Origin of the sequence: Streptomyces nodosus, from assembly GCF_008704995.1 — a bacterium.
Taxonomy (GTDB): domain Bacteria; phylum Actinomycetota; class Actinomycetes; order Streptomycetales; family Streptomycetaceae; genus Streptomyces; species Streptomyces nodosus.
The window spans coordinates 4,247,501-4,273,585 of record NZ_CP023747.1 but is presented as its reverse complement, the minus strand read 5'-3'; the positions used below and the strand labels follow the sequence as shown (position 1 = coordinate 4,273,585).

The 26,085-nt window shown below is 69.7% G+C and carries 20 protein-coding genes, 2 rRNA genes and 1 pseudogene (1 of these 23 running past the window's edge); 7 read left to right on the top strand and 16 right to left on the bottom strand.

Features of this window, described 5'->3' with window-relative positions:
- Positions 1-172 precede the first annotated feature (172 nt).
- A complete protein-coding gene (locus tag CP978_RS19325; protein WP_052454188.1) occupies positions 173-949 on the top strand; it encodes a DUF4232 domain-containing protein in 777 nt (258 codons plus the stop codon).
- Between the two features lie 48 nt (positions 950-997).
- On the top strand, positions 998-1,810 hold the full coding sequence (locus CP978_RS19320; RefSeq protein WP_043442760.1) for a DUF4253 domain-containing protein: 813 nt from the start codon (positions 998-1,000) through the stop codon (positions 1,808-1,810).
- 1 nt (position 1,811) lies between these two features.
- On the opposite strand, the gene CP978_RS19315 is transcribed toward CP978_RS19320, so the two are convergent.
- Positions 1,812-3,029, bottom strand: coding sequence for an aminotransferase-like domain-containing protein (locus CP978_RS19315; protein ID WP_052454187.1), 1,218 nt, complete (start codon positions 3,027-3,029; stop codon positions 1,812-1,814).
- A gap of 163 nt (positions 3,030-3,192) precedes the next feature.
- Here CP978_RS19315 and CP978_RS19310 point away from each other — a divergent pair, with 163 nt between their 5' ends.
- Entirely contained in the window at positions 3,193-4,125 is a 933-nt protein-coding gene (locus tag CP978_RS19310) for a phosphotransferase family protein (RefSeq protein ID WP_043448975.1), read from the top strand.
- A 16-nt stretch (positions 4,126-4,141) separates the two neighbouring features.
- Here CP978_RS19310 and hemB read toward each other — a convergent pair whose 3' ends face one another.
- From hemB to CP978_RS19280, 6 genes are all read right to left on the bottom strand, one after another.
- Positions 4,142-5,134, bottom strand: a complete 993-nt coding sequence (gene hemB / locus CP978_RS19305) for a porphobilinogen synthase (protein ID WP_043442757.1) — start codon at positions 5,132-5,134, stop codon at positions 4,142-4,144.
- A 228-nt stretch (positions 5,135-5,362) separates the two neighbouring features.
- Entirely contained in the window at positions 5,363-7,069 is a 1,707-nt protein-coding gene (locus CP978_RS19300; RefSeq protein ID WP_043442754.1) for a bifunctional uroporphyrinogen-III C-methyltransferase/uroporphyrinogen-III synthase, read from the bottom strand.
- Entirely contained in the window at positions 7,066-8,064 is a 999-nt protein-coding gene (hemC, locus tag CP978_RS19295; RefSeq protein WP_043442751.1) for a hydroxymethylbilane synthase, read from the bottom strand. The genes CP978_RS19300 and hemC overlap by 4 nt, the downstream gene beginning before the upstream one ends.
- On the bottom strand, positions 8,061-9,857 hold the full coding sequence (locus tag CP978_RS19290) for a glutamyl-tRNA reductase (protein ID WP_150478255.1): 1,797 nt from the start codon (positions 9,855-9,857) through the stop codon (positions 8,061-8,063). The genes hemC and CP978_RS19290 overlap by 4 nt, the downstream gene beginning before the upstream one ends.
- Positions 9,854-10,615, bottom strand: a complete 762-nt coding sequence (locus tag CP978_RS19285; RefSeq protein WP_043442748.1) for a redox-sensing transcriptional repressor Rex — start codon at positions 10,613-10,615, stop codon at positions 9,854-9,856. Before CP978_RS19285 ends, CP978_RS19290 begins: the two co-directional genes overlap by 4 nt.
- A gap of 375 nt (positions 10,616-10,990) precedes the next feature.
- Complete coding sequence (locus CP978_RS19280) at positions 10,991-11,266, bottom strand: glutaredoxin family protein (protein WP_043442745.1); 276 nt, start codon at positions 11,264-11,266, stop codon at positions 10,991-10,993.
- 202 nt (positions 11,267-11,468) lie between these two features.
- Here CP978_RS19280 and CP978_RS19275 point away from each other — a divergent pair, with 202 nt between their 5' ends.
- From CP978_RS19275 to CP978_RS19265, 3 genes are all read left to right on the top strand, one after another.
- The gene (locus CP978_RS19275) at positions 11,469-12,392 is read left to right on the top strand and encodes an HAD family hydrolase (RefSeq protein WP_079162215.1); all 924 of its coding nucleotides are present in this window, start codon (positions 11,469-11,471) and stop codon (positions 12,390-12,392) included.
- Positions 12,393-13,113: 721 nt separating this feature from the next.
- Positions 13,114-13,890: an ECF subfamily RNA polymerase sigma factor, BldN family gene (locus CP978_RS19270; RefSeq protein WP_043442740.1), complete on the top strand. Its 777-nt coding sequence runs from the start codon at positions 13,114-13,116 to the stop codon at positions 13,888-13,890.
- A 305-nt stretch (positions 13,891-14,195) separates the two neighbouring features.
- The gene (locus tag CP978_RS19265) at positions 14,196-15,485 is read left to right on the top strand and encodes a DUF5667 domain-containing protein (RefSeq protein ID WP_043442738.1); all 1,290 of its coding nucleotides are present in this window, start codon (positions 14,196-14,198) and stop codon (positions 15,483-15,485) included.
- A 94-nt stretch (positions 15,486-15,579) separates the two neighbouring features.
- On the opposite strand, the gene CP978_RS19260 is transcribed toward CP978_RS19265, so the two are convergent.
- The 7 genes and pseudogenes from CP978_RS19260 to CP978_RS19230 form a co-directional block, all read right to left on the bottom strand.
- Complete coding sequence (locus CP978_RS19260) at positions 15,580-16,626, bottom strand: lysophospholipid acyltransferase family protein (RefSeq protein WP_043442736.1); 1,047 nt, start codon at positions 16,624-16,626, stop codon at positions 15,580-15,582.
- Positions 16,627-16,640: 14 nt separating this feature from the next.
- A complete protein-coding gene (locus CP978_RS19255) occupies positions 16,641-17,702 on the bottom strand; it encodes an NAD-dependent epimerase/dehydratase family protein (protein ID WP_043442733.1) in 1,062 nt (353 codons plus the stop codon).
- Between the two features lie 220 nt (positions 17,703-17,922).
- Positions 17,923-18,021 carry a 30S ribosomal protein bS22 gene (locus CP978_RS19250; protein WP_003948845.1) on the bottom strand — a complete coding sequence of 33 codons (99 nt, stop codon included), beginning with the start codon at positions 18,019-18,021 and terminating at the stop codon, positions 17,923-17,925.
- A 142-nt stretch (positions 18,022-18,163) separates the two neighbouring features.
- Positions 18,164-18,376 (bottom strand): helix-turn-helix domain-containing protein, encoded by a 213-nt coding sequence (locus tag CP978_RS19245; protein ID WP_004984898.1) that lies wholly within the window; start codon positions 18,374-18,376, stop codon positions 18,164-18,166.
- Between the two features lie 613 nt (positions 18,377-18,989).
- Positions 18,990-20,162, bottom strand: a complete 1,173-nt coding sequence (locus tag CP978_RS19240) for an acetoin utilization protein AcuC (RefSeq protein WP_043442727.1) — start codon at positions 20,160-20,162, stop codon at positions 18,990-18,992.
- On the bottom strand, positions 20,113-21,324 hold the full coding sequence (locus tag CP978_RS19235; RefSeq protein WP_043442724.1) for an MFS transporter: 1,212 nt from the start codon (positions 21,322-21,324) through the stop codon (positions 20,113-20,115). The genes CP978_RS19240 and CP978_RS19235 overlap by 50 nt, the downstream gene beginning before the upstream one ends.
- A gap of 61 nt (positions 21,325-21,385) precedes the next feature.
- A pseudogene (locus CP978_RS19230) lies at positions 21,386-22,000 on the bottom strand (HAD family hydrolase); the annotation flags it as partial.
- A 93-nt stretch (positions 22,001-22,093) separates the two neighbouring features.
- On the opposite strand from CP978_RS19230, the gene CP978_RS19225 reads away from it, so the two are divergent.
- Positions 22,094-22,864, top strand: a complete 771-nt coding sequence (locus tag CP978_RS19225; RefSeq protein ID WP_150478254.1) for an IS5 family transposase — start codon at positions 22,094-22,096, stop codon at positions 22,862-22,864.
- Between the two features lie 131 nt (positions 22,865-22,995).
- Here the strand turns inward: CP978_RS19225 and rrf are convergent.
- A 5S ribosomal RNA gene (rrf, locus tag CP978_RS19220) occupies positions 22,996-23,112 on the bottom strand.
- 83 nt (positions 23,113-23,195) lie between these two features.
- A 23S ribosomal RNA gene (locus tag CP978_RS19215) occupies positions 23,196-26,085 on the bottom strand (it continues 228 nt past the right edge of the window).

The following is a 26,085-nucleotide window of genomic DNA, read 5'->3' as shown; positions in this document are numbered from 1 at the left end:
CTTGTTCTCCCAGCTCAGAGCCGTTGCGAGCGTTCCAGCGTCCCTGTTCGTCCCTCGGTCGTGGCGGCTGGGACGGATCGCCCCGCAGGCTTCCTGTCATCCAAGCACGCCGCTCCCGCCGACCGGCCGAGCGGCATCCGTCACCACCAACTGTGAACGAGGTAATCCGGTCATGCGTACTTTTCGCGCCACCCTCCCCCGTACCGGTCTGCTCGCCACCACGGTCGCGCTCGCGGCGCTGACCCTCACGGCGTGCCAGAACGGCACCGGCACCCAGGACGAGGGCAGGGCGACCACCCCCGCCGCCTCCTCCCCCGACCGGAGCCCCGCCGCACAGAACACCGAGACCCCGGGCACCGGCTCGAACCCGGGTTCCTCGGTCGCGCACGGCTCGAACGCGGCGTCCCACACGGGCACGGGAGCGGGCACCGGCACCGGCACCAGCACCGGCCAGGGCAAGGGCAAGGGCTCCACAGGCGGTGCCACCGGCTCCAATACGGCCCGCGGGACATCGGACACGGCCCCCGTCCTCTGCAACGGCGCCAACACCCAGGTCACCGCCCAGGAGGTGTCCCGTCCCCTCAACCACATGCTGATCACCGTCAAGAACACCGGATCGCGGACCTGCTCCCTGCCGTACTACCCCGTGCTGCGGTTCGACGAGATGCAGTGGGCGCCGGGCGGCTTCGAGGAGAGCCGGCCGCAGGCCGTGGTCACGCTCGCCCCCGGCGAGTCCGGCTATGCGGGCGTGCGCCTCTCCTCCGCCGACGGCAGCGGGGAGAACGGCACCACGGGCCACCGGCTGACCGTCCTCTTCCAGGGACGCACCCCGCACAGCGACGGAGGCCCCACGGCCATCGTGTCGCTGCCCGCGAAGGGTGTGTACTACGACAGCACCCTGACCGCCACGTACTGGCAGACCAACGCGGCCGACGCCCTCACCTGGTGAGCCCGCCGGCCGGGGCGGTTGTCAGTGGGAGTCCCTACAGTCGCGGGCATGGCGACACTCCCCAATCCTCTGCCCCGGCTGGCGACCGATCCGAGCGGGCGGGCGCTCGGGCTCGAGCTCCCGCCCGGGAGACTGATCGACGCGACGGACGACGGCCCGTGGCACGAGCCTCTGCTGTGGCACGCCGGGCCCCCGGCAGCCCCGGGCGACTGGGCGCGGCTGGGCGCCCCCGGTGCGCGCGTGGGGCTGCTTCCGGTGCTCGTCGAGACGGGCGGCAGCCAAGGCGGACCCGAGCGGTGGGAGTTGATGCCCGGGGAGATGTCGTATCCGGGGGACCATGACGCCGCGGAGGTGCTGGCCGCGTTCTGGGGCGACGAGGACGACGAACTCCCGGAGTTCCTGGCCCCGTTCGGCCTCAGGTGGCCCGGGCTCGCCGCCGCGTCCCGACGGGAGGCCGAGCCCGGCGCCCGTGCCGCCGAGGTCGCCGATGTCCTCCTGGGGTCCGGCTCCTGGCCCACGGAGCCGCGCCTCGCCCTGGTCCCGGCCCGCCGCTCCGCCGACATCCCGGCGGCGATCGGCTGGTGCGGCCCGCTGAACCACGAGAACGACGTGGCGCGTCTCTGCGCGGTGCTGCGCTCCTGGGAGGACCGCTTCGGCATACGGGTCGTCGCGCTCGGCTTCGACCAGCTGGTCCTCTCGGTCGCGGCGCCGCCCACCACCCCCGCCGAGGCCGAGGCGGTGGCCGCCGAACACTTCGCGTTCTGCCCGGACAACATCACCCAGGGGCACCACCCCACCCTGCGCGAGTACGCCGGGCACGAGGTTCTGAACCGGCCGGTGTGGTCCTTCTGGTGGGACTGAGCTAGTGCTGTGACCGGCGCAGCCCCTCCCCGAGGCGTCGCAGGCCCTCGGCGATCTCGTCCGGGGTGTGGGTGACGAAACAGAGCCGCATCGTCGAGGTCTCGGGGGTGGCCGCGTAGAAGGGCGCGCCGGGGACGTACGCGACGTCCCGCCGTACCACCTGCGGCAGCAGGGCGGTGGTGTCGTACGCCTCGGGGAGCCGGACCCAGAGGAACATGCCGCCCTCGGGACGGTTCCAGGACGAGCCCTCGGGCAGCGCGTCCGGGAGACCGGCGAGCAGGGCGTCCCGGCGCTCGCGGTACGCGGCGGCGACCCGCGCCACATGGGCGTCCAGGTCCCGGTCGGCCAGATAGCGCGCCGCGGCCAGCTGGTTGACGGTCGGGGTGTGCAGGTCGGCGGCCTGCTTGGCGACCGCGCAGGCCCTCCGCAGCGCCGCCGGGGCCCGCAGCCAGCCGAGCCGCAGTCCGGGGGCCATCACCTTGGAGAAGGAGCCGAGCAGCACGGCACGGTCGCCGGCGTCCTCGTGGGCGGCGATCCACGGCACCCGCTCGCCCTCGAAGCGGAGTTCGCCGTACGGGTCGTCCTCGACGATCCACAGCCCGAGCCGGGCGGCGACGCGGGCGATCGCGGCGCGGCGCCCGGCGGGCAGGGTGCGGCCGGTGGGGTTCTGGAAGGTGGGGACCGTATAGAGCAGCTTGGGGCGCTCCCGGGCCACCAGTTCCTCCAGGGCCTCCGGGTCCAGGCCGTCCCCGTCACCGGGCACGGGGACGATCCGGGCGCCCGCGAAGCCGAACACCTGGAGGGCCGCGAGATAGCAGGGGTTCTCGACGAGCACGGTGTCCCCGGGCTCCAGCAGGGCGGTGGCGATCAGCGACAGCGCCTGCTGCGAGCCGGTGGTGACGAGCAGATCGTCGGGTCCGGTCGCCAGGCCGCGCTCGGTGGTGCGGTCGGCGAGCGCGGCGCGCAGCGCGGGCTCGCCCTCGGTCGTCGCGTACTGCAGCGCCCGCTGCGAGGTCTCGCTCAGCACGGCCCCGAACGCGGCGGCCACGCCCTCCGCGTCGAACAGCTCGGGAGCGGGCAGCCCGCCCGCGAAGTTGACGACCTCGGGGCGCTCGGTGACGGCCAGGATGTCCCGTACGGGGGAACCGCCGGTCGAGGCGACCCGGGCCGCGAAGGCGGGCGGTTGCGGACGGCTGCTCACACGGGCGGTTGAGGTCACGGCGGCGGCTCCTTGTGTGGACGGGCGCACCCCGGTAACCGGAGAACACCGAGGGGTGCGCCGCTCGAAAACACCTCGTTCACGCACCTTAGGGACACCGGTGCCCGGCGCAACATCTCATATCGCCCTGCGGGCACCCGTCGAGAGCCCTAGCATGCCGCCCATGCTGCCGAGCGTGGACACGATCGACGAGTTGGACGCCCTTGTCTCGGACGAGGCGGTACTGCGTCCTGCCGTGCTGGATCTGTGCGACCGGCTGGGCCTGGTGGGGCTGGCGGTACGGCGTTTCGACGAGGGCTCCCTGCCGGTGTACGCCATCGGGGGCGACCTGGTGCTGAAGCTGTATCCGCGCTTCGACACCACACGGTCCCTCAGGGAGGCACGGGTGCTGGAGCATCTCTGGGGCCGGCTTCCGCTTCCCACCCCGCGGTTGCTCGCCACCGACGAGTATGCGGGCGGCTGGCGCTTCGTCCTGATGTCCCGGCTGCCCGGACTGAGCCTCGCCGAAGCCTGGCCGCGGCTCGAGGCGGCGGACCGGGACCGGATCGTCACGGAGTCCGCCGAGACGCTCGCCGCGCTGCACGCAATGGACTTCAAGGCGCTGACGGACGTCGTGGGCCCTTCGGACTGGGGCTCGTTCCTGAGCCACCGGCGGTCCCGGGCGCTCGCCCATCATCGCGCCAATGCGGTGCCCGAGCCCTGGCTGAGCCGGATCCCCGGCTTCCTGGACTCCGTACCCCTGCCCGCCTCCACCGAACTGGCCCTGCTGCACACGGAGTTCATGCGGGACCATCTGACCGTCGACCTGCGCGGCGGCCGGCGGCTGACCGGTCTGTTCGACTTCGAACCGGCGATGATCGGCGACCCGGCCTACGACTTCGTGAGCGTGGGCCTGTTCCTGACCCGCGGCGACCCGCGCCGGTTCCGCCGCTTCTACCAGGCCTACGGCCGCGCCCCGTACGACCCGGACCAGTTGCTCGCGTACACGCTGCTGCATGTGTACAGCGACTTCCCTCTTTGCCTCCACGAACTCCCCACCCCACCCGAACCACGCCTCGACACGCTCGCCGAGACCTGGTTCGGCACGGAGGGGTGACCGCGGGGGTCGGCGGCTAACGCAGCTTCTGAGCCACCTCGGTGGCCCAGTACGTGAGGATGGTGCGGGCACCCGCCCGCTTGATGCCGGTCAGGGTCTCCAGGATCGCGCGGTCGCGGTCGACCCAGCCCTTCTCCGCGGCGGCCTCGACCATCGAGTACTCGCCGGAGATCTGGTAGGCGGCCACCGGCACATCGACGGCGTCGGCGACCCTGGCCAGGATGTCGAGGTAGGGACCGGCCGGCTTGACCATCACCATATCGGCGCCCTCCTCCAGGTCGAGGGCGAGTTCCCGCAGCGACTCGCGCCAGTTGGCGGGGTCCTGCTGGTACGTCTTGCGGTCGCCCTTCAGGGAGGAGCCGACGGCCTCCCGGAACGGCCCGTAGAACGCGGAGGAGTACTTCGCGGTGTAGGCGAGGATCGCGACGTCCTCCCGGCCGATCTGGTCGAGGGCGTCCCGGACGACCCCGATCTGCCCGTCCATCATGCCGCTGGGCCCCACGACATGCGCACCGGCGTCCGCCTGCACCTGCGCCATCTCGGCGTAGCGCTCCAGCGTGGCGTCGTTGTCCACCCGCCCCTCGGCGTCGAGCACACCGCAGTGCCCGTGGTCGGTGGTCTCGTCCAGGCACAGGTCGGACATGACGAGCAGCTCGTCCCCGACCTCGGCCCGCACATCACGGATGGCGACCTGGAGGATCCCCTCCGGGTCGGTCCCCGGCGTGCCGAGAGCGTCCTTCTTCGACTCCTCGGGCACCCCGAAGAGCATGATCCCGGAGATACCGGCCGCCACCGCCTCGGCCGCCGCCTTCTTCAGGCTGTCCCTGGTGTGCTGCACCACGCCGGGCATCGCCGCGATCGGCACGGGCTCGGCGACCCCCTCCCGCACGAACGCGGGAAGGATGAGGTCGGCCGGGTGCAGCCGGGTCTCGGCGACCATCCGGCGCATGACGGGCGTGGTACGCAGCCGCCGGGGACGGGAACCGGGGAAGGATCCGTACTTCGTCATGCCTCCTACGCTACGCCCGCCTCCCCCCTGCCTTTACCGACGCCCAGTCGGCCCCGGCAGAGGGGTCCGCTCCCCCTCAGGTGAACAAGGCGGTGGTCAGGCGGCGGCCTTCGAGGAGCCTTTCCCGCCGCCCGGGCGGCCTTCCTGCCGTATGCCTCGCGCTGACGGCGTGAACCGCGCGTGGCCCGCACCCGTGAACTCGGGTGCGGGCCACGCGGCCGGCGCAGGTCAGGTCGACGCGCGTCGCCTCCGCGCGCCCGGGCGGCGTTCGCTCGGGCGGGTCACCGGGTCGCCGGCCTCCAGGGCCGCGGTCCTGCGGCGCATGCCGAAGTCCGCCAGGGCCTCGGCCAGCTTGTGGACCGACGGCTCGGGGGCCATGACGTCCACCCTCAGGCCGTGTTCCTCCGCCGTCTTCGCCGTGGCGGGGCCGATACACGCGATCACCGTCACATTGTGCGGCTTGCCCGCGATGCCCACCAGGTTCCGGACCGTCGACGACGAGGTGAAGAGCACCGCGTCGAAGCCGCCGCCCTTGATCGCCTCCCGGGTCTCGGCCGGCGGGGGCGAGGCGCGGACCGTCCGGTACGCCGTGACGTCGTCGACCTCCCAGCCCAGCTCGATCAGGCCGGCGACCAGGGTCTCGGTGGCGATGTCGGCGCGCGGCAGGAACACCCGGTCGATCGGGTCGAACACCGGGTCGTAGGGCGGCCAGTCCTCCAGCAGGCCGGCCGCCGACTGCTCGCCGGAGGGGATCAGGTCCGGCTTCACGCCGAAGGCGACCAGCGCCTTCGCCGTCTGCTCGCCGACCGCGGCCACCTTGATGCCCGCGAAGGCCCGTGCGTCGAGGCCGTACTCCTCGAACTTCTCCCGGACCGCCTTCACCGCGTTGACCGAGGTGAACGCGATCCACTCGTAGCGGCCGGTCACCAGGCCCTTGACGGCCCGCTCCATCTGCTGGGGCGTGCGCGGCGGCTCGACGGCGATCGTCGGCACCTCGTGCGGCACGGCCCCGTAGGACCGCAGCTGGTCGGAGAGCGACGCCGCCTGCTCCTTCGTACGCGGCACGAGGACCTGCCAGCCGAACAGCGGCTTGCTCTCGAACCACGACAGCCGGTCGCGCTGGGCGGCGGCGGAACGCTCACCGACCACGACTATCACCGGCCGGCCGCCCTGCGGGGACGGCAGGACCTTCGCCTGCTTCAGCGTCTGGGCGATCGAACCGAGGGTGGCGGTCCAGGTGCGCTGCCGCGTCGTCGTACCGGCGATCGTCACCGTCATCGGGGTGTCCGGCTTACGGCCCGCGGCCACCAGCTCCCCGGCGGCGGCCGCCACCGAGTCCAGGGTCGTGGAGACCACCACGGTCCCGTCGGAGGCGCCGACCTCGGTCCAGCAGCGGTCCGAAGCGGTCCGCGCATCCACGAACCGTACGTCCGCGCCGTGCGCGTCCCGCAGCGGAACCCCGGCGTAGGCGGGCACGCCCACGGCGGTCGCCACGCCCGGCACGACCTCGAACGGAACGCCCGCGGCGGCGCACGCCAGCATCTCCTCGGCGGCGTAGGCGTCCAGCCCGGGGTCCCCGGACACCGCACGGACGACCCGCTTGCCGCCCCGCGCGGCCTCCATGGAAAGATGTGCGGCATCCCTCAACGCAGGGACGCCAGCGGTTGTTGACGCGCCGTCAACTACCGGCGACTGAGGCGTGCCCGTGCCCGGATACACACCCGTGGAGGGGTCCGGGTCCGTGTGCAGAACGGCGGCGCCCGCTCTGGCGTGGGTACGCACCACGTCGAGCACCTCGTGCTCTCCGACGAGGACGTCCGCGTTCGCCAGCGCCTCGACGGCGCGCAAGGTGAGGAGTCCCGGATCCCCGGGTCCGGCACCCAGGAAGGTGACGTGCCCGTGTTCGAGGCCGGCGGGAAAGGCGGTGGGGCTCAATGTGCTCGCTCCCCCATCAGACCGGCCGCGCCCTTGGCAAGCATCTCGGCGGCGAGTTCGCGACCGAGCGCCATCGCCTGGTCGTGCGTCTCGGGCACGGGACCGGTGGTGGACAGCTGCACCAGCGTGGAGCCGTCGGCCGTGCCGACGACGCCGCGCAGGCGCATTTCCTTGACAATCTGCCCGTCGGCCTGGGAGCCCTCCCCGTCTCGAGCGAAGTCGAGAACCGGGGGAAGGTCGGCCAGCGCGCCCACGGGGGCGGTGCAACCGGCCTCCAGGGCGTTGAGCAGGGACCGCTCGGCAGTCACGGCGATCCGGGTGAGCGGGTCGTCGAGCATGGCGAGCGAGGCGATGAGGTCCGCGTCGTGCGCGACGCACTCGACCGCCAGGGCCCCCTGGCCGGGGGCGGGCAGAATCGTGTCGACCGGGATGAAGTCGGTCGCTTCCCCGATCCTCCCGACGCGGTTCAGTCCGGCCGCGGCGAGGATCACGGCGTCCAGCTCACCGCTGCGGACGTACCCGATCCGGGTGTCGACGTTGCCGCGGATCGGGACCGTCTCGATGTCCAGGCCGTGGTTACGGGCGTATGCGTTCAGCTGTGCCATACGGCGCGCCGAACCGGTGCCCACGCGCGCCCCGCTGGGCAGGTCGGTGAGTTTCAGGCCGTCGCGGGCGACGAGCACATCACGCGGGTCCTCGCGCAGCGGCACGGCGGCCAGCGCCAGCTCCTCGGGCTGCACGGTCGGCAGGTCCTTGAGGGAGTGCACCGCGAAGTCGACCTCGCCGCGCAGCAGCGCGTCACGCAGGGCCGTCACGAACACACCGGTGCCGCCGATCTGGGAGAGCTGCTCACGGGAGGTGTCGCCGTACGTCGTGATCTTCACAAGCTCCACGGGCCGTCCGGTCACCTGGCTCACTGCGTCCGCGACCAGCCCGGACTGGGCCACGGCCAGCTTGCTGCCCCTGGTCCCGAGCCTCAGTGCCTGCTCAGTCATGCTCGCCCTCGGTTCTCGGTGTTCTCGGTGTTCTCTGTGCTCTCGGGGGTGACCCCGTTGTCGGCGGTGTCGGCGCTCGCGGCGTCCTCGGTCCGGGAGACGGAGGCGACCGTCTCGGGGTCGAGGTCGAAGAGCGTGCGCAGCGCGTCCGCGTACCCGGCGCCTCCGGGCTCGGCGGCCAGCTGCTTGACCCGTACCGTCGGCGAGTGCAGCAGCTTGTCCACGACACGCCGCACGGTCTGCGTGATCTCGGCCCGGTGCTTGGTGTCGAGGCCCGGCAGCCGCCCCTCCAGGCGAGCGATCTCGCCCGCCACCACATCGGCGGCCATCGAGCGCAGCGCCACCACGGTCGGCGTGATGTGCGCCGCGCGCAGGGCGGCGCCGAACGCGGCGACCTCGTCGGAGACGATCCCGCGGACCTGATCGACGTCGGCGGCCATGGGCGCGTCGGCGGAGGCCCCGGCGAGCGTCTCGATGTCGACCAGACGCACCCCGGGCAGCCGGTGCGCGGCCGCGTCGACGTCCCTGGGCATCGCGAGGTCCAGCAGCGCCAGCACGGGTGCGGGGCGGGGAGCCTCCGGGACGGGCTCGGGGCGGCGGTGCTCGGGGATCCGGCCCACCGAGGCGGCGGTCGCGGCGAGCGCGCTGATCACTTCGGCCTCGGCCTCGGGGTCGGCCACGGCGGCGCCGGACACACGGACAACGCGCTCCCCGGCGCCCTTGTCCACCCAGGCCGCGTGCTGTTCCAGGTCCGCGGCGGCCATCCCGGCGACCGCGGCCTCGCCCGCCACCGAGAAGCCGGCGGTCCCCTGGACGGCCGACAGGTCGAGCGGACAGCCGTCCTCGGTGTCGAGGCCGGTGCCGCCGGCCGGGTCCGTCGTGGGGGCCGCGGCGGTGCGTGCGTCGGCGGTGCGTACGGTCCCGGCGGTGCTCGGGGTGCCGGGGGCAGGCACGCGGCCCTCGAGCGCCTCCTCGATCGCCTCCGCGGTGAGGACCAGGCCGGTGGCGCCGGTACAGGAGACCACCAGGTCGGCACGTGTCAGCTCGGCGGGCACCGAGTCCATCGGCACCGCGCGCGCCGATACGACCGTGCCGTCCTGTTCGGTGAGGATCTGCGCGAGGCGCTCGGCACGTGCCAGGGTGCGGTTGGCGATCACGACCTCGGCGACCCCGGCGCGCGCGAGGGTCGCGGCGGCCAGGGAGGACATGGAGCCGGCGCCCATCACCAGGGCACGCCGACCAGCGGCCCAGGTCTCCACCGGTGTGCCGGAGGCCAGCTGTTCCAGGCCGAAGGTCACCAGGGACTGGCCGGCGCGGTCGATGTCCGTCTCGGAGTGGGCGCGCTTGCCGACCCGCAGCGACTGCTGGAACAGGTCGTTCAGCAGCCGTCCGGCGGTGTGCAGCTCCTGCGAGACGGCCAGCGAGTCCTTGATCTGGCCGAGGATCTGGCCCTCGCCCACGACCATCGAGTCCAGACCGCAGGCCACCGAGAACAGATGGTGGACGGCCCGGTCCTCGTAGTGCACATACAGATGGGGCGTCAGCTCGTCCAGGCCGACCCCGCTGTGCTGGGCGAGGAGGGTGGACAGCTCGGCGACGCCCGCGTGGAACTTGTCCACATCGGCGTACAGCTCGATGCGGTTGCAGGTGGCGAGCACCGCGGCCTCGGTGGCCGGCTCGGCGGCGACCGTGTCCTGGAGCAGCTTGGCCTGGGCGTCCGCGGTCAGCGCGGCCCGCTCCAGGACGCTGACCGGAGCGCTGCGGTGGCTCAGCCCGACGACGAGGAGACTCATGCCGGCATCACGGCGGGGACGTCCCCGTCGGGCCCCTGGTCGGTGGACTCCTGAGCCGTGGCGGCGGAGGCCGGCAGGCCGTCCGTCAGGGCCTCCTCGCCGGCCTTGCGCTGCTCGTGGAAGGCGAGGATCTGAAGTTCGATGGAGAGATCGACCTTGCGCACATCGACGCCGTCCGGGACGGACAGCACGGTCGGTGCGAAGTTCAGGATGGAGGTCACTCCCGCGCTCACCAGCCGGTCGCAGACCTGCTGTGCGGCTCCGGCGGGGGTGGCGATGACGCCGATGGAGACACCGTTGTCCTTGATGATCTTTTCCAGGTCATCGGTGTGCTGGACCGGAATGCCGGCCACCGGCTTTCCGGCCAATGCCGGGTCGGCGTCGATGAGCGCCGCGACCCGGAAGCCGCGCGACGCGAACCCGCCGTAGTTGGCCAGCGCCGCACCGAGGTTACCGATACCTACGATCACAACCGGCCAGTCCTGGGTGAGGCCGAGTTCGCGGGAGATCTGGTACACGAGATACTCGACGTCGTACCCCACGCCCCGGGTCCCGTAGGAGCCCAGGTAGGAGAAGTCCTTGCGCAGCTTCGCGGAGTTGACCCCCGCGGCCGCGGCCAGCTCCTCGGAGGAGACCGTGGGCACCGAGCGCTCCGACAGTGCGGTCAGTGCTCGGAGGTACAGCGGAAGCCGGGCGACGGTGGCCTCGGGAATCCCTCGGCTGCGGGTCGCCGGTCGGTGAGTTCGGCCAGTTGCCACGGTGCTCCTGCGGGTAGAGCGGGGCTGTAGGCGGTCACACGTCCCCGGACCGCCCCGTCGAATGCAGGCTATGTCTTTGTGAACGCGTGCACAAAGATGGTGTCCGATTTGCCCGGCCAACGTGACCGGGGTCACGCGCCCTCTGTGCCCTGGTACGGAACCCGTGCAGACGCGCCCACGTTCCTTAACTTCTGGGGGCAAAATCGCACACGCTCCTCAATGTTCCATGCCCCCGCGACCAGTCGCCCGACGATCCTAAGCGACTTTACGAATTCTTGGACCGTTCGGTCGGGCCGCGACAGACGTCCCCACGGGGGGGGCGGAGACCGACCCGGGGGCAGGCCCGAGCGGCTCCCTCCGGCCCGGCGCCGGGGACTAGCTCAGGGCCTTGCGCAGGCGCTCCTCCCCCACCCGCCAGAAGGTGTGCTGTTCGCCGTCCACCAGCACGACGGGGATCTGCTCCCAGTACAGCCGGTGAAGCTCCTCGTCCTCGGTGATGTCCTTCTGCTCCCAGGGGACGCCGAGCTCACCGCAGACCTTCTCGATGACGATCTGTGCGTCATCACACAGATGACACCCGGGCTTGCGGATGAGGGTGACAAGCCGGTCCTGGGGCCCCTGGGCGCCCTTGCGTCGAAAGATGCGACTCATACGGCCATTCTCGCCCCGCCGGGCCTCCGGAAGCGCCCTGGGAGCGTCCCGGGAGCACCGGGTGCCATAACCCGGGACACCCTCCCGGCATCCCGCCGCCACGCCGGTGCGACGAGTTCTTTAACGACCCCGTCGCGCAGAGTTCACGGCCTGCCAACCTCTCGACTCCGGAACCACCGAACAGACTGGCTATGCTCACGACATGGCCGCTCTCGGATGGCTCACCCCCCGTAGGCGCTCCGCCACGGCGCGGAGCGTGTTGGCAGGCGAGGCCTCGGCGGAGGCCGCGCGCAAGTCCTCGCAGGACACTGCCCCGCAGAACGTCCCCGAACCGGAACCCTTCCCGGTGCTCGGCGACGACAAGGCCGCCGCGTTCTTCGACCTGGACAACACCGTGATGCAGGGCGCCGCGCTGTTCCACTTCGGCCGGGGCCTGTACAAGCGGAAGTTCTTCGAGACGCGCGACCTGGCGAAGTTCGCCTGGCAGCAGGCGTGGTTCCGGCTGGCCGGGGTGGAGGACCCCGACCACATGCAGGACGCGCGGGACTCGGCCCTGTCGATCGTGAAGGGCCACCGCGTCTCCGAGCTGATGTCGATCGGCGAGGAGATCTACGACGAGTACATGGCCGAGCGGATCTGGCCAGGTACGCGGGCGCTGGCACAGGCGCACCTGGACGCGGGCCAGAAGGTGTGGCTGGTCACGGCCGCGCCCGTGGAGATCGCCACGGTGATCGCCCGCCGGCTGGGCCTGACCGGGGCCCTGGGCACGGTGGCGGAGTCGGTCGACGGCGTCTACACCGGCCGACTGGTGGGCGAGCCGCTGCACGGCCCGGCGAAGGCGGAGGCGGTCCGCGCGCTGGCCGCGGCGGAGAAGCTGGACCTCCTGCGCTGCGCGGCGTACAGCGACTCCCACAACGACATCCCGATGCTGTCGCTGGTGGGGCACCCGTACGCGATCAACCCCGATCCCAAGCTCCGCAAGCACGCCCGCGCCAGCGACTGGCGGCTGCGCGACTACCGCACCGCCCGCAAGGCGGCGAAGGTGGGCATCCCGGCGGCGGCCGGCGTGGGCGCGGTGGCCGGCGGCACCGCGGCAGCCATCGCCCTGCACCGCCGCCGCCGCTGACCGGAGCCCGGCTCCTCCCCGGCGGACCGCGGCTCCGGGCCCTCCCGTCCCGGACGGCCGTGGCCGCACGTCCGGAGACTTCCGCGGTCACGATCGTGACCGCACGCTCGTCCGCCCCGGACACCACCCGCGATCGCAGCCGCGCACACCCGCATGCGCCCCGTGATCGCAGCCGCGCACACCCGCCGTACACCCCGCGATCACCGTCGCGCACACCCGCCCCGCGCCCCGAGACCGCAGTCGAGCCCACACCGGCCCTCTCGCCCTCACCTCCGCGGCACGCACGCGTTCCGGCCGCCCGTCCGGCACCCGCCGCCCCACGCCATCGTCACTGCGCGTGACGCCGGGGGACCCTGGTCCGGTCGCGCCACGCCCCGGGTGCGCACGGTCCGTGCGACCCCGTGCACCCCTCTGCCGGACGCCCTCGTCCCACCGGTCCCGCCCCGCGTTTTCCCGCCGTTCCCCCACACCCGCCCGGCACAACACGCCCCGCACCCAGACGGAAGGCGAACTGAATCGGTCAACAAACGGTCATTCTGCGGCACTTGAGTGAGCGTCAACGGACCACAGAGGCGATGGATTCGACGATTTGAGCAACTGGGTGTAGCGCCGCCTGCACTAAGCGTTATTCTCCTCAGACGCATACCGGTACCCCTCCGTCGCCACGACGGGTGAACGGTCCCGCACTGCACGTGATGGAAGCTCTGCCTCTGGGAGTCCCGTGTACCCACACGTCGGGGTTGACGCCTCGGGCCTGGCTACGCTGCGCGCAACGGTCCTGAACCTGTTGCGCGGCTTCGTCCCCACCGCGTCCGCCGTCCCCGCCTTCGCCACCGCCGCACCGCTCGGCCCGTGCTACGCACTGGCCGAGAGCAGTGCCGCGGTCGGCGGCCGACGGGCCCGCTCCGGCTCGGCCGCCACCACCGCACGCCGTCCGGCCGCGGACAGCGACAGCGCCCGCATGATGGAACTCGTGGAGCGCGCCCAGGCCGGCGAGGCCGAAGCCTTCGGGCGCCTGTACGACCAGTACAGCGACACCGTCTACCGCTACATCTACTACCGGGTGGGCGGCCGGGCGACGGCCGAGGACCTCACCAGTGAGACCTTTCTGCGCGCCCTGCGCCGGATCGGCACCTTCACCTGGCAGGGGCGCGACTTCGGCGCCTGGCTCGTCACCATCGCCCGCAACCTCGTCGCCGACCACTTCAAGTCCAGCCGCTTCCGGCTGGAGGTCACCACCGGCGAGATGCTCGACGCCAACGAGGTCGAGCGCTCCCCCGAGGACTCCGTCCTGGAATCCCTCTCCAACGCGGCCCTGCTCGACGCCGTGCGCCGGCTCAACCCCCAGCAGCAGGAGTGCGTCACGCTCCGCTTCCTCCAGGGCCTCTCGGTCGCTGAGACCGCCCGGGTGATGGGCAAGAACGAGGGCGCGATCAAGACCCTCCAGTACCGCGCCGTCCGTACGCTCGCCCGGCTGCTGCCCGAAGACGCCCGCTGAACCCCCGCCTCCGTGGCCCCCGTCCGCACCCTGCCGCACCGCACCCTGCCGCAGCGCTCTGCCACGCCCCGGTCGCACACCCACCGCCACGCCCAACTCACCGTAGGTACAGGGTCGTTGAATTCGCGGTCAGATCATCCGTCGTCCGTAACCCAAGTGCCGCGCCGCTCGTTGTGCGGGATACAGGCTCCCTGTGGTCACACCCCGGCCCTCCCCGACCACCCGATCGTGTGGACATGGTCAGGGCGTGCAACCCTCAGGACCCCCTGGGGAGTCGACCGTCATGATGAGAGGAGGTGCCGCCAGTGATCGCGAACGTATCGGCGCACCGGCGGGCGAACGCCTTCGCCCAGGCCCTGGAGGAGCAGTCCGACGACCGGGGCACGGCGGCCGAGCGGCCCGAAGAAGCGGCTCGGGCGCCGGCCCCCACTGCTCCGGAAGGCACCGAGCAGGCCGGACTGCTGGCCCTCGCGACCCGTCTCGACGAGCTGCCCCGACCGGAGCTCGACCCCGAGGTGAAGGTCGTCCAGCGTGCGCAGCTGGTGGCCGCGATGGAGGCCATGCTGCAGGAGGGCACGGCCACACGGGGCGAAGCGGCCAGAGCGTCGGTGCCCGGCCAGCTGGCGGGCGCCGCGTCGTCCGCGCAAGGGCGGGGGCAGGAGCCGGGCGAGCGGTCCCCCCGGGGCCGCGGCGCCCACCGGGCGAACCCGTTGGGAAAGCTGCGACCGCGCACCCGGCTCACCAAGGGCCTCGCCGCGGGCGGGCTCAGTGTCGGTGTGGCCGCGGCCTCCTTCGGCGGAGTGGCCGCTGCCAGCTCGGACGCCCTGCCCGGTGACTCGCTCTACGGGCTCAAACGCGGCATCGAGGACGTCAAGCTCGGCATGGCCCATGGGGACGACGGCCGCGGACGGCTCTACCTCGACCAGGCGTCGACCCGGCTGAACGAGGCCCGGCGACTGATGGAGCGCGGCCGTTCCGGTGACCTCGACCATGAGTCCCTGGGCGAGATCCGCCGGACCCTGTCCGGCATGCAGCACGACGCGTCCGAAGGCCACCGCCTGCTGCACGAGGCCTATGAGCGGGACGGCTCGCTCGCCCCCATCCAGGCACTCTCCGCCTTCTCCCAGTCCCACCGCGAGACCTGGGGCGCCCTGCGCGACCGGCTGCCCGTCCAGCTCGGCGACGTCAGTCAGCAGGTGTCGTCGGTCTTCGACGCCATAGACCAGGAGGTCGCCCCGCTGCGGTCGCTGCTGCCGCAGCCCCCGTCGCAGAGCGGCTCCGACCGGCCCTCCAGCCCCACCGCCTCGGACACCACCGGCGGCTCCCCCGGCACGGACAGCCCCACGCCCAGCGCCGGCGGAGAACCCTCCACCGGCAGCCACAGCAGCGGCACCCCCGAGCCGTCCGCGTCGACCAGCAGCGGCGACGGACTGCTCGGCGGCAACACCGGCGATCTGCTGGACCCGCCGAAGGAGAGCACCGGAGCCTCCCCCTCGGGGAGCAAGAGCCCGTCGTCCGGACCGAATGTGACGCTGCCGCCGCTGCTCCCCGGCCTCCTGCCGGGGCTGGGCATCGACAGCGAGGACACCAAGTAGCCACGTAGCCGAGTAGGGCTCACAGCAGCAGATACGACGGTGGGGGCGCTCCTGTCACCAGGGGCGCCCCCACCGTCGTACCCGGGCCGCGGCCTCAGAAGAACACCGAGCGCCGCTGCACCAGCAGCTTGTACAGCGTGTGCTGGATCTGCTCCCTGACCTGATCCGTCAGATTGAACATCAGCATCGGGTCCTCGGCGGCCTCCGGCGGATAGCCGTCCGTGGAGATCGGCTCCCCGAACTGGATCGTCCACTTCGTCGGCAGCGGGATCGCACCCAGCGGCCCCAGCCAGGGGAACGTCGGGGTGATCGGGAAGTAGGGGAAGCCCAGCAGCCGGGCGAGGGTCTTCGCGTTCCCGATCATCGGGTAGATCTCCTCGGCGCCCACGATCGAGCACGGGATGATGGGCGCTCCGGCGCGCAGGGCCGTGGAGACGAAGCCGCCGCGGCCGAAGCGCTGCAGCTTGTAACGCTCGCCGAAGGGCTTTCCGATGCCCTTGAAGCCCTCCGGCATCACCCCGACCACCTCGCCCCGCTCGAGCAGCCGCTGGGCGTCCTCCGTGCAGGCCAGCGTGTGGCCGGCCTTGCGGGCCAGTTCATTGACCACCGGCAGCACAAAGACCAGATCGGCCGCCAGCAGCCGCAGATGGCGGTCGGCCGGGTGGTGGTCGTGCACGGCGACCTGCATCATCAGGCCGTCCAGCGGCAGTGTGCCCGAGTGGTTGGCGACGATCAGCGCCCCGCCCCTCGACGGGATGTTCTCGATGCCCTTGACCTCGACCCGGAAGTATTTCTCGTACAGCGGGCGCAGCAACGACATCAGGACCTGGTCGGTGAGTTCCTCGTCATAGCCGAAGTCGTCGACCTCGTAGTCGCCGGTCAGACGCCGCCGCAGAAAGGCCAGGCCCCCGGCGATACGCCGGTCGAGACCGCCCTCTTTGCCGGCGGCCGCCGCCTTGTCGTCACCCGTCACCGAACCATCATCCTGTGGGTTCTCCCCGCCGGCCGGGAACTGGACCTCATGGACCGCCGCGGGCTCGCCCGTGCCCCGGCTCCCCGTGCTCCGGCGGCGCTGTGACCGCTGCCCGGAAGCCCCGCGGGACCGGTCGTCGTCGAACGGAATGACCTTGGCGTCCGCCATCGTTGATGCGCTCCTCAGTTGGCGCTCTGCGTCGGGAGGTGGCCGCCGCCCAGGGCGGGCAGCGCAGCGATCCGGTCGACGGCCCCCGCGAGGGTTTCCGGCGGCAGCAGTCCCCTCCCCCGGCTGTCCGCGAAGTCCGCGAAGGTCTCCGCGGTGGTGTACTCGGGCCGGTATCCGAGCGTCTCGTGCAGCTGGACCGTCTCCACGACCCGGCCATGGGTGAGCAGCCGGATCTGCTCGGGGGAGAAGTCCGTCATGCCCAGCGTGCGCATCGTCGAACCGGCCCAGGTGACCACGGGCAGCAGCAGGGGCACGGTGGGCCGCCCCAGGCGCCGTGCGCACTGCGACAGCAGCAGCACCCCGTCGCCGGCCACATTGAACGTGCCGCTGTTGAGCGTGCCGCGCCGTGCCTCGTGCGCGCCGATCCGCAGCACCTCGATCACATCGTCCTCGTGCACGAACTGCAACCGCGGGTCGTAGCCGAGAACGGTGGGCAGCACCGGCAGCGAGAAGTACGAGGCGAGCGGCGAATCGGCGTACGGGCCCAGGATGTTGGCGAACCGCAGCACACAGACGGCGACATCGGGCCGACGCCGGGCGAAGCCCCGTACATAGCCCTCGACCTCGACGGCGTCCTTGGCGAAGCCGCCGCTGGGCAGGGACTTGGGCGGAGTGGTCTCGGTGAAGACGGCCGGATCACGCGGTGCCGACCCGTACACATTCGTACTGGACTTGACCACCAGCCGTTTGACCGTCGGGGACTTCTGGCAGGCGCCCAGCAGTTGCATGGTGCCGATGACATTGGTCTCCTTGACCGTGGTCCGACTGCCGCTGCCCAGCGGGGTGCCGGTCACGTCCAGGTGGACGACCGTGTCGACGGAGTGCTCCGCGAGCACCCGGGCGATGGTGGGCTGACGGATGTCGGCCCGCACGAAGTCGGCGCCGCCCAGCTGCTGCTCGGGCGGGACCGCGTCCACCGCGACGACGCGGTCGACCTCCGGGTCACGCTGGATCCGTCGTACGAACCGGCCACCGAGCCGGCGGGCCACCCCGGTCACGAGCACGACCTTGCCCAAGATCAGCGCCTCTCTTCCCGTGCCGTCCAGTCATGGACACGGCTCTGTTCTCAGCCTGCCGCGTTCCTCGTCCGCGGCCAACTTAGCGGCTCGGCGTCGCGCTGTGACGGCTGCTCGATGCGCCGTGTCGTCCAGAGACGGCGAAGGCCCCCCACCGAGGGTGGGGGGCCACAACGCACATCCGCGCGCGAAGCAGGGGCGGCCCCTGAGGGGCCGCGTCCTACTTCTTGTTGCGACGCTGGACGCGAGTGCGCTTGAGCAGCTTGCGGTGCTTCTTCTTCGCCATCCGCTTGCGCCGCTTCTTGATAACAGAGCCCACGACTACCCTCGCTCACTTCTCATCACTCGGTGCTGGGCGCCATGGGCCCATACGACCTACGAGGGGCTAGCCTACCCGCCCGAGCGCTGAGGTCGTAATCGAGGTGCCCGGGGGGTCCTGCGGGGACCCCGCCGGGCCGCCGTCAGGCCGTCTCCACCCCCACATAGCTCTCGCGGAGATACTCGTGAACCGCTTGCTCCGGCACCCGGAAGGACCTTCCCACCCGGATCGCCGGCAGATGGCCGCTGTGCACCAGCCGGTACACGGTCATCTTCGACACTCGCATCACCGAGGCGACTTCCGCCACGGTCAGGAACTGAACCTCGTTGAGAGGCCTCTCGCCAGCTGCAGCCATGACACACCTGCACCTTCCGCACTCGACGGGCACCGGCTTCCCCTTCCGGTGACTCTTCGTCGTTGCGTGCTCACTCCCCAATGTAGGGGCGGGTGGTGCGAGTGGGGAAGAGGGGATGGCATCGGCGGCCTACTGTGACAGACACGCCCGATTGAGTACATAGCGAGTAGGCGGTCGGCAGTAAGCGGACCGCACCGCGTCATCCAGGGGGAAGACGACGGACACCACCCCTCCACCTGCCCGGCGCGGAGCACGGGACCCCCGCGGCGACCGGGCCACCGGCGCCGGACCCCGGCTGACCAGCACCGCAGCCCCCGACTTGCTCTCCGGTCGCCGACTCCGGCAGCGGCCCGCGGAACTCCGCGGCGGTGGTGAGCACGGCGCGGACCGGGAGCGGCGAGTACCTCCGTGCGCCGGATTCACCACCGGTTTCCCAGCTCCCGGCTTCCCCGGCGATGCGAGTCCCCGTACGCCATCGAGGCCGCAGATACGTAGACCGAACTAAGTCGTTATGTCGACACAGCGGCCCTTCATCGAGGTGAGAACGACACATCCCGCCGCCGACCGGGCGTCCACGAGGCTCTCCCCGGAGCCGCGGTACACGGCGAAACGGCTACGCCAGCAACCCGCGCAGCGGGAAGGCCGCCCTGCGTGCCGCGCGCACCGCCTGATCGAGCCGGTTCGCGGGGTCGTACCCCGACTCCCAGTGCGCGAACGATACCGGCCAACCCCCGTCCGTCATCCGCATCGGTGCCAACTGGCGTGTGCGGGCGTAGACCTCCTGCCGCCAGCTCTCCGGGATCACGGTCTCCGGGGTGATCGGCCGGTCCGCCGCGATGGCGACCAGATGCGTCCAGGAGCGCGGCACCACGTCCACGACCGCGTATCCGCCGCCGCCCAGCGCGATCCAGCGCCCGTCGGCGTACTGGTGCGCCAGGTCGTGGCAGGCGATCTGCACCGCCCGCTGCGCGTCCAGCGAGACGGCGAGATGGGCGAGGGGGTCCTCGACATGGGTGTCGGCACCGTGCTGGGTGACCAGGACCTGCGGCCGGAAGTCGGCGAGCAGTTCCGGCACCACGGCGTGGAAGGCCCGCACCCATCCCGCGTCCCCCGTGCCGGCCGGCAGCGCCACGTTCACCGCGCTGCCCTCCGCGTCCGGGGCACCCGTCTCCTCGGGCCACCCGGTCTGCGGGAACAGGGTCCGCGGATGCTCGTGCAGGGAGACGGTGAGCACCCGGGGATCCTCCCAGAACGCCGTCTGCACCCCGTCCCCGTGGTGCACGTCCACGTCCACATAGGCGATCCGTTCGGCGCCCAGCTCCAGCAGCCGGGCGATGGCGAGCGAGGCGTCGTTGTAGATGCAGAACCCGGAGGCGCCGCCGGGCATCGCATGGTGCAGCCCGCCGGCGAAGTTCACCGCATGCAGGGCGTCCCCGTGCCACACGGCCTCGGCCGCGGCCACCGACTGCCCGGCGATCAGGGCGGACACCTCGTGCATCCCGGCGAAGGCGGGGTCGTCCAGGGTGCCCAGCCCGTAGGACGCATCGGCCGACGCGGGGTCGGCGGAGGCGGCCTTCACGGCCCGCACATAGTCCTCGCGGTGCACCAGACGCAGCGTCGAGTCTCCTGCGGGCTTCGCGGCGACCACCTCGACGGCCCGGTCGAGCCCGAAGGCGTCGACCAGCCTCCTGGTCAGCGCGAGGCGCACCGGGTCCATCGGGTGGCCGGGGCCGAAGTCATAGCCCGTTACTGCCTCGTCCCACATCAGCTGTGCGCGGCCGCTCATGTCCGTCACGGTAGCGGTCCGATCGAGGTGCGAACGAACGGGCGTACACCAGTGTCACCAGGACCAGCACCATCGGTACGAGCATGGCGCCGCGGTAGCTCCAGGCGTCCCCGAGCGCGCCCACCAGCGGCGAGCCTATGAGGAAGCCCACGTAGTTGAAGATGTTGAGGCGGGCGACGGCCGTGTCCGACGCCCCGGGGAACAGCCGTCCGGCAGCGGCGAAGGTCTGTGGCACCAGCACGCACAGCCCCAGGCCCAGCAGGGTGAACCCGAGCATCCCGACCCATGCCCCGGGCGCCCCCGCCACCACGGCGAACCCGACTGCCGCCAGCAGCACCCCGATCCGCACGACGGTCACGGCCCCGAACCGCCGCACCCCGAGGTCCCCGATGGACCGTCCGAGCAGTGTGGTGACCATATAGACGTTGTAGGGAACGGTCGCCAGTTGCTCCGAGCCGCCGAGGGTGTCCTGCAGATACTTGGCGCTCCAGTTGGAGACGGTGGAGTCCCCGATATAGGCGAAGGTCATCACCAGGCAGAGCGGCAGCAGCAGCCGGAACACCACGGGTCGGCGCTCGGCCTCCCGGACGTCCGGAGCGGGATCGCCTCCGTCGACGTACCAGCGGCTGCCGAGCAGGGTGGCCGGCAACAGCACCGCGACCACGGGCAGATACGACACCCACAGCGCCAGATGCCAGTGCGCCCCCGCCCAGGCGAGCGAGGCGCCGAGGATCCCGCCGAGGCTGTACGCGGCGTGGAAGCCGAGCATGATGCTGCGCCCGTAAGCCCGCTGGAGACTCACCCCGAGCATGTTCATGGAGGCGTCCAGGGCGCCCACCGCCAGCCCGAACGCGGCCAGTGCGATCGCCAGCGCGACCAGGTTCGTCCCGGCCCCTACGCCGAGGAGGGAGAGCAGCACCACGGGCTGCGACCAGCGGAGCAGTCGGCTGGGCCGGACCCGCTTGACGAGCTGCTCGGTCGTCACGCTGCCCAGCCCGGCCAGGATCGGCACGGCGGCGAGGAAGAGGGGGAGCAGGGCGTCCGACACCCCGTACCGCGCCTGGACGGCGGGGATCCGGGTCACCAGCAGAGCGAAGGCCACGCCCTGGGCGAAGAAGCCGAACGCCAGAGAGGCCCTGCCGCGCCGTCTGCCATCTGTCATGGCGGCGAGCGTAGGGGCGGGGTCCGGGACGGGGATACATCCCGGCGAGGACGAGTTTCGTTCAGCTCAGCAGGTCGGCCAACTCACCCATGCCGGCGAAGAGTCGGGAGGCGCCGGTCAGCTTTGCCGCGGGCGTCATCGCGGTGAACCCGTACACCTCCATCCCCGCGGCCACGGCCGCCTGCACACCGAGCGGGCTGTCCTCGATGACCAGGCACTGGTCGAGGGCGATCCCCATCCGCTCGGCGGCGTACAGGAACAGGTCCGGTGCCGGCTTGCCCCGGCCCACGTCCTGGGAGCTGAAGATTCGCTCGTCGTCGAACCACTGGTCGAGTCCGGTCGTACGGTGTCCGACGCGGATCCGCTCATGGCTCCCGGAGGACGCCACACAGAAGGGCACACCGTCCGCGGACAGCGCGGCCAGCACGTCCACGACCCCGGTGACGGGCTTCAGCTCCCGCTCGAAGGCGGCGAAGACCCGTGTGTGGAAGACATCGTCGAAGTCGGCCGGCAGCCGCTCTCCCGTACGCTCCAGGACCAGGTCATGGACCCGGTGCATCGCGGACCCCATGTAGTCGCGGATGGAGTCCTCGTAGGTGGTCGGGTGCCCGAGCTCGGTCAGATACGCGGCCAGCAGCCGGTTGGAGATGGGCTCACTGAGCCTTTGCCAACTTGCCTCGTGAGCTGGTCAGTTGGGTCGACAGATGAGTGAAGCCCCTGGTAGACGGGTTCACGACCAAGATCACCCGGTACCCACCAGAGGCTTCGCATGCTTGTCTACCCGTGTGGGCTGGACGTGTCCAGTCGATCCCTGTCCTTCCTCGCTGCTCGCCTGCGAGAACACCATCGTCGGATCAAGAGCCGCTGGCGCCGGCTCCCGGTCGGCCGTCAAGCCCTGCTGGTGTTGGCGCATCTGCGGAACGGAACCACGTACGCCCAGCTCGCGGCGGGTTTCGGGGTCGGGACGAGCACGGTCTACCGCTACATCAGCGAGGCCGTCGACCTGCTGGCCGCACTGGCACCGACCCTCGACGAGGCCGTCCGGGCTGCTTCGACGAAAGCGTACGTCCTGCTCGACGGGACGCTCCTCCCCATCGACCGGATCGCCGCCGACCGGCCCTTCTACTCGGGGAAGCATAAGAAGCACGGCATGAACGTGCAGGTCATCGCCGATCCGTTCGGCCGGCTGCTATGGGCCTCGCCCGCACTGCCAGGAGCCGTTCACGACGTTCGGGCGGCCCGCGAACACGGCATCATCAACGCCCTCGACCAGGCCCGAATCCCTTGCTGGGCGGACAAGGGCTACCAGGGCGCCCGCGGTACGGTCCGGGTTCCGTTCCGCGGCCGATGGGAGACACTTTCCACAGGTCAGCAGGCCGTGAACCGATCCCAGGCCAAAATCCGTGCCCTCGTCGAACAAGCCATGGCTACCCTCAAGAACTGGCGACTCCTTCGCAAACTCCGCTGCTCGACCACCCGCATCACGGGCCTGGTCCAAGCTGTCCTCACCCTGCATCACGCCAGCTCACCAGCAGGTTGAAAAGACCTCACTGTCGACGAGAACGCCGTCGTTGTCGAAGATGACGAGGTCGTAGCGCATGGGTACGAGCCTAGACGAGCCGAAAACGCAGAAAACCCCGCACCATACGGTGCGGGGTTTTCCCACAATTTGTTCGGCGGCGTCCTACTCTCCCACAGGGTCCCCCCTGCAGTACCATCGGCGCTCTGAGGCTTAGCTTCCGGGTTCGGAATGTAACCGGGCGTTTCCCTCACGCTATGACCACCGAAACACTATGAAACACACAACCCGACCACCCGTCAGGGTGCGATTGTTCGTGGTTTCAGAACCAACACAGTGAACGCGAGCAACTGAGGACAAGCCCTCGGCCTATTAGTACCAGTCACCTCCACACCTCACGATGCTTCCAGATCTGGCCTATCAACCCAGTCGTCTACTGGGAGCCTTACCCCATCAAGTGGGTGGGAGTCCTCATCTCGAAGCAGGCTTCCCGCTTAGATGCTTTCAGCGGTTATCCCTCCCGAACGTAGCCAACCAGCCATGCCCTTGGCAGAACAACTGGCACACCAGAGGTTCGTCCGTCCCGGTCCTCTCGTACTAGGGACAGCCCTTCTCAAGACTCCTACGCGCACAGCGGATAGGGACCGAACTGTCTCACGACGTTCTAAACCCAGCTCGCGTACCGCTTTAATGGGCGAACAGCCCAACCCTTGGGACCGACTCCAGCCCCAGGATGCGACGAGCCGACATCGAGGTGCCAAACCATCCCGTCGATATGGACTCTTGGGGAAGATCAGCCTGTTATCCCCGGGGTACCTTTTATCCGTTGAGCGACGGCGCTTCCACAAGCCACCGCCGGATCACTAGTCCCGACTTTCGTCCCTGCTCGACCCGTCGGTCTCACAGTCAAGCTCCCTTGTGCACTTACACTCAACACCTGATTGCCAACCAGGCTGAGGGAACCTTTGGGCGCCTCCGTTACCCTTTAGGAGGCAACCGCCCCAGTTAAACTACCCATCAGACACTGTCCCCGATCCGGATCACGGACCCGGGTTAGACATCCAGCACGACCAGACTGGTATTTCAACGACGACTCCACAACCACTGGCGTGGCCGCTTCAAAGTCTCCCAGCTATCCTACACAAGCCGAACCGAACACCAATATCAAACTGTAGTAAAGGTCCCGGGGTCTTTCCGTCCTGCTGCGCGAAACGAGCATCTTTACTCGTAGTGCAATTTCACCGGGCCTATGGTTGAGACAGTCGAGAAGTCGTTACGCCATTCGTGCAGGTCGGAACTTACCCGACAAGGAATTTCGCTACCTTAGGATGGTTATAGTTACCACCGCCGTTTACTGGCGCTTAAGTTCTCAGCTTCGCCCACCCGAAAGTGAGCTAACCGGTCCCCTTAACGTTCCAGCACCGGGCAGGCGTCAGTCCGTATACATCGCCTTACGGCTTCGCACGGACCTGTGTTTTTAGTAAACAGTCGCTTCTCGCTGGTCTCTGCGGCCACCCCCAGCTCAGACCGTATAGATCATCACCAGAAGTGGCCCCCCTTCTCCCGAAGTTACGGGGGCATTTTGCCGAATTCCTTAACCATAGTTCACCCGAACGCCTCGGTATTCTCTACCTGACCACCTGAGTCGGTTTAGGGTACGGGCCGCCATGAAACTCGCTAGAGGCTTTTCTCGACAGCATAGGATCATCCACTTCACCACAATCGGCTCGGCATCAGGTCTCACCCACAAGGTGTGCGGATTTACCTACACACCGGGCTACACCCTTACCCCGGGACAACCACCACCCGGGATGGACTACCTTCCTGCGTCACCCCATCACTCACCTACTACCAACTTGGTTCAGCGGCTCCACCACTTTCCTTTCCCCGAAGGGTCCGGAACGGCTTCACGGCCTTAGCATCACTGGATTCAATGTTTGACGCTCCACAGCGGGTACCGGAATATCAACCGGTTATCCATCGACTACGCCTGTCGGCCTCGCCTTAGGTCCCGACTTACCCTGGGCAGATCAGCTTGACCCAGGAACCCTTAGTCAATCGGCGCACACGTTTCCCACGTGTGAATCGCTACTCATGCCTGCATTCTCACTCGTCAACCGTCCACAACTACCTTCCGGTGCTGCTTCACCCGGCAGACGACGCTCCCCTACCCATCACAGCAGGCGTTGGCCCTTATGCTGCAATGACACGACTTCGGCGGTACGCTTGAGCCCCGCTACATTGTCGGCGCGGAATCACTAGACCAGTGAGCTATTACGCACTCTTTCAAGGGTGGCTGCTTCTAAGCCAACCTCCTGGTTGTCTGTGCGACTCCACATCCTTTCCCACTTAGCGTACGCTTAGGGGCCTTAGTCGATGCTCTGGGCTGTTTCCCTCTCGACCATGGAGCTTATCCCCCACAGTCTCACTGCCGCGCTCTCACTTACCGGCATTCGGAGTTTGGCTAAGGTCAGTAACCCGGTAGGGCCCATCGCCTATCCAGTGCTCTACCTCCGGCAAGAAACACACGACGCTGCACCTAAATGCATTTCGGGGAGAACCAGCTATCACGGAGTTTGATTGGCCTTTCACCCCTAACCACAGGTCATCCCCCAGGTTTTCAACCCTGGTGGGTTCGGTCCTCCACGAAGTCTTACCTCCGCTTCAACCTGCCCATGGCTAGATCACTCCGCTTCGGGTCTTGGGCATGCTACTCAAACGCCCTGTTCGGACTCGCTTTCGCTACGGCTACCCCACCCGGGTTAACCTCGCAACACACCGCAAACTCGCAGGCTCATTCTTCAAAAGGCACGCAGTCACGAGAATGTGCAAGCACATTCCGACGCTCCCACGGCTTGTAGGCACACGGTTTCAGGTACTATTTCACTCCCCTCCCGGGGTACTTTTCACCATTCCCTCACGGTACTATCCGCTATCGGTCACCAGGGAATATTTAGGCTTAGCGGGTGGTCCCGCCAGATTCACACGGGATTTCTCGGGCCCCGTGCTACTTGGGTGTCTCTCCAACGAGCCGCTGACGTTTCGACTACGGGGGTCTTACCCTCTACGCCGGACCTTTCGCATGTCCTTCGTCTACATCAACGGTTTCTGACTCGTCTCACGGCCGGCAGACCGTGACAAAGAGATCCCACAACCCCCACAACGCAACCCCTGCCGGGTCTCACACGCCATAGGTTTAGCCTCATCCGGTTTCGCTCGCCACTACTCCCGGAATCACGGTT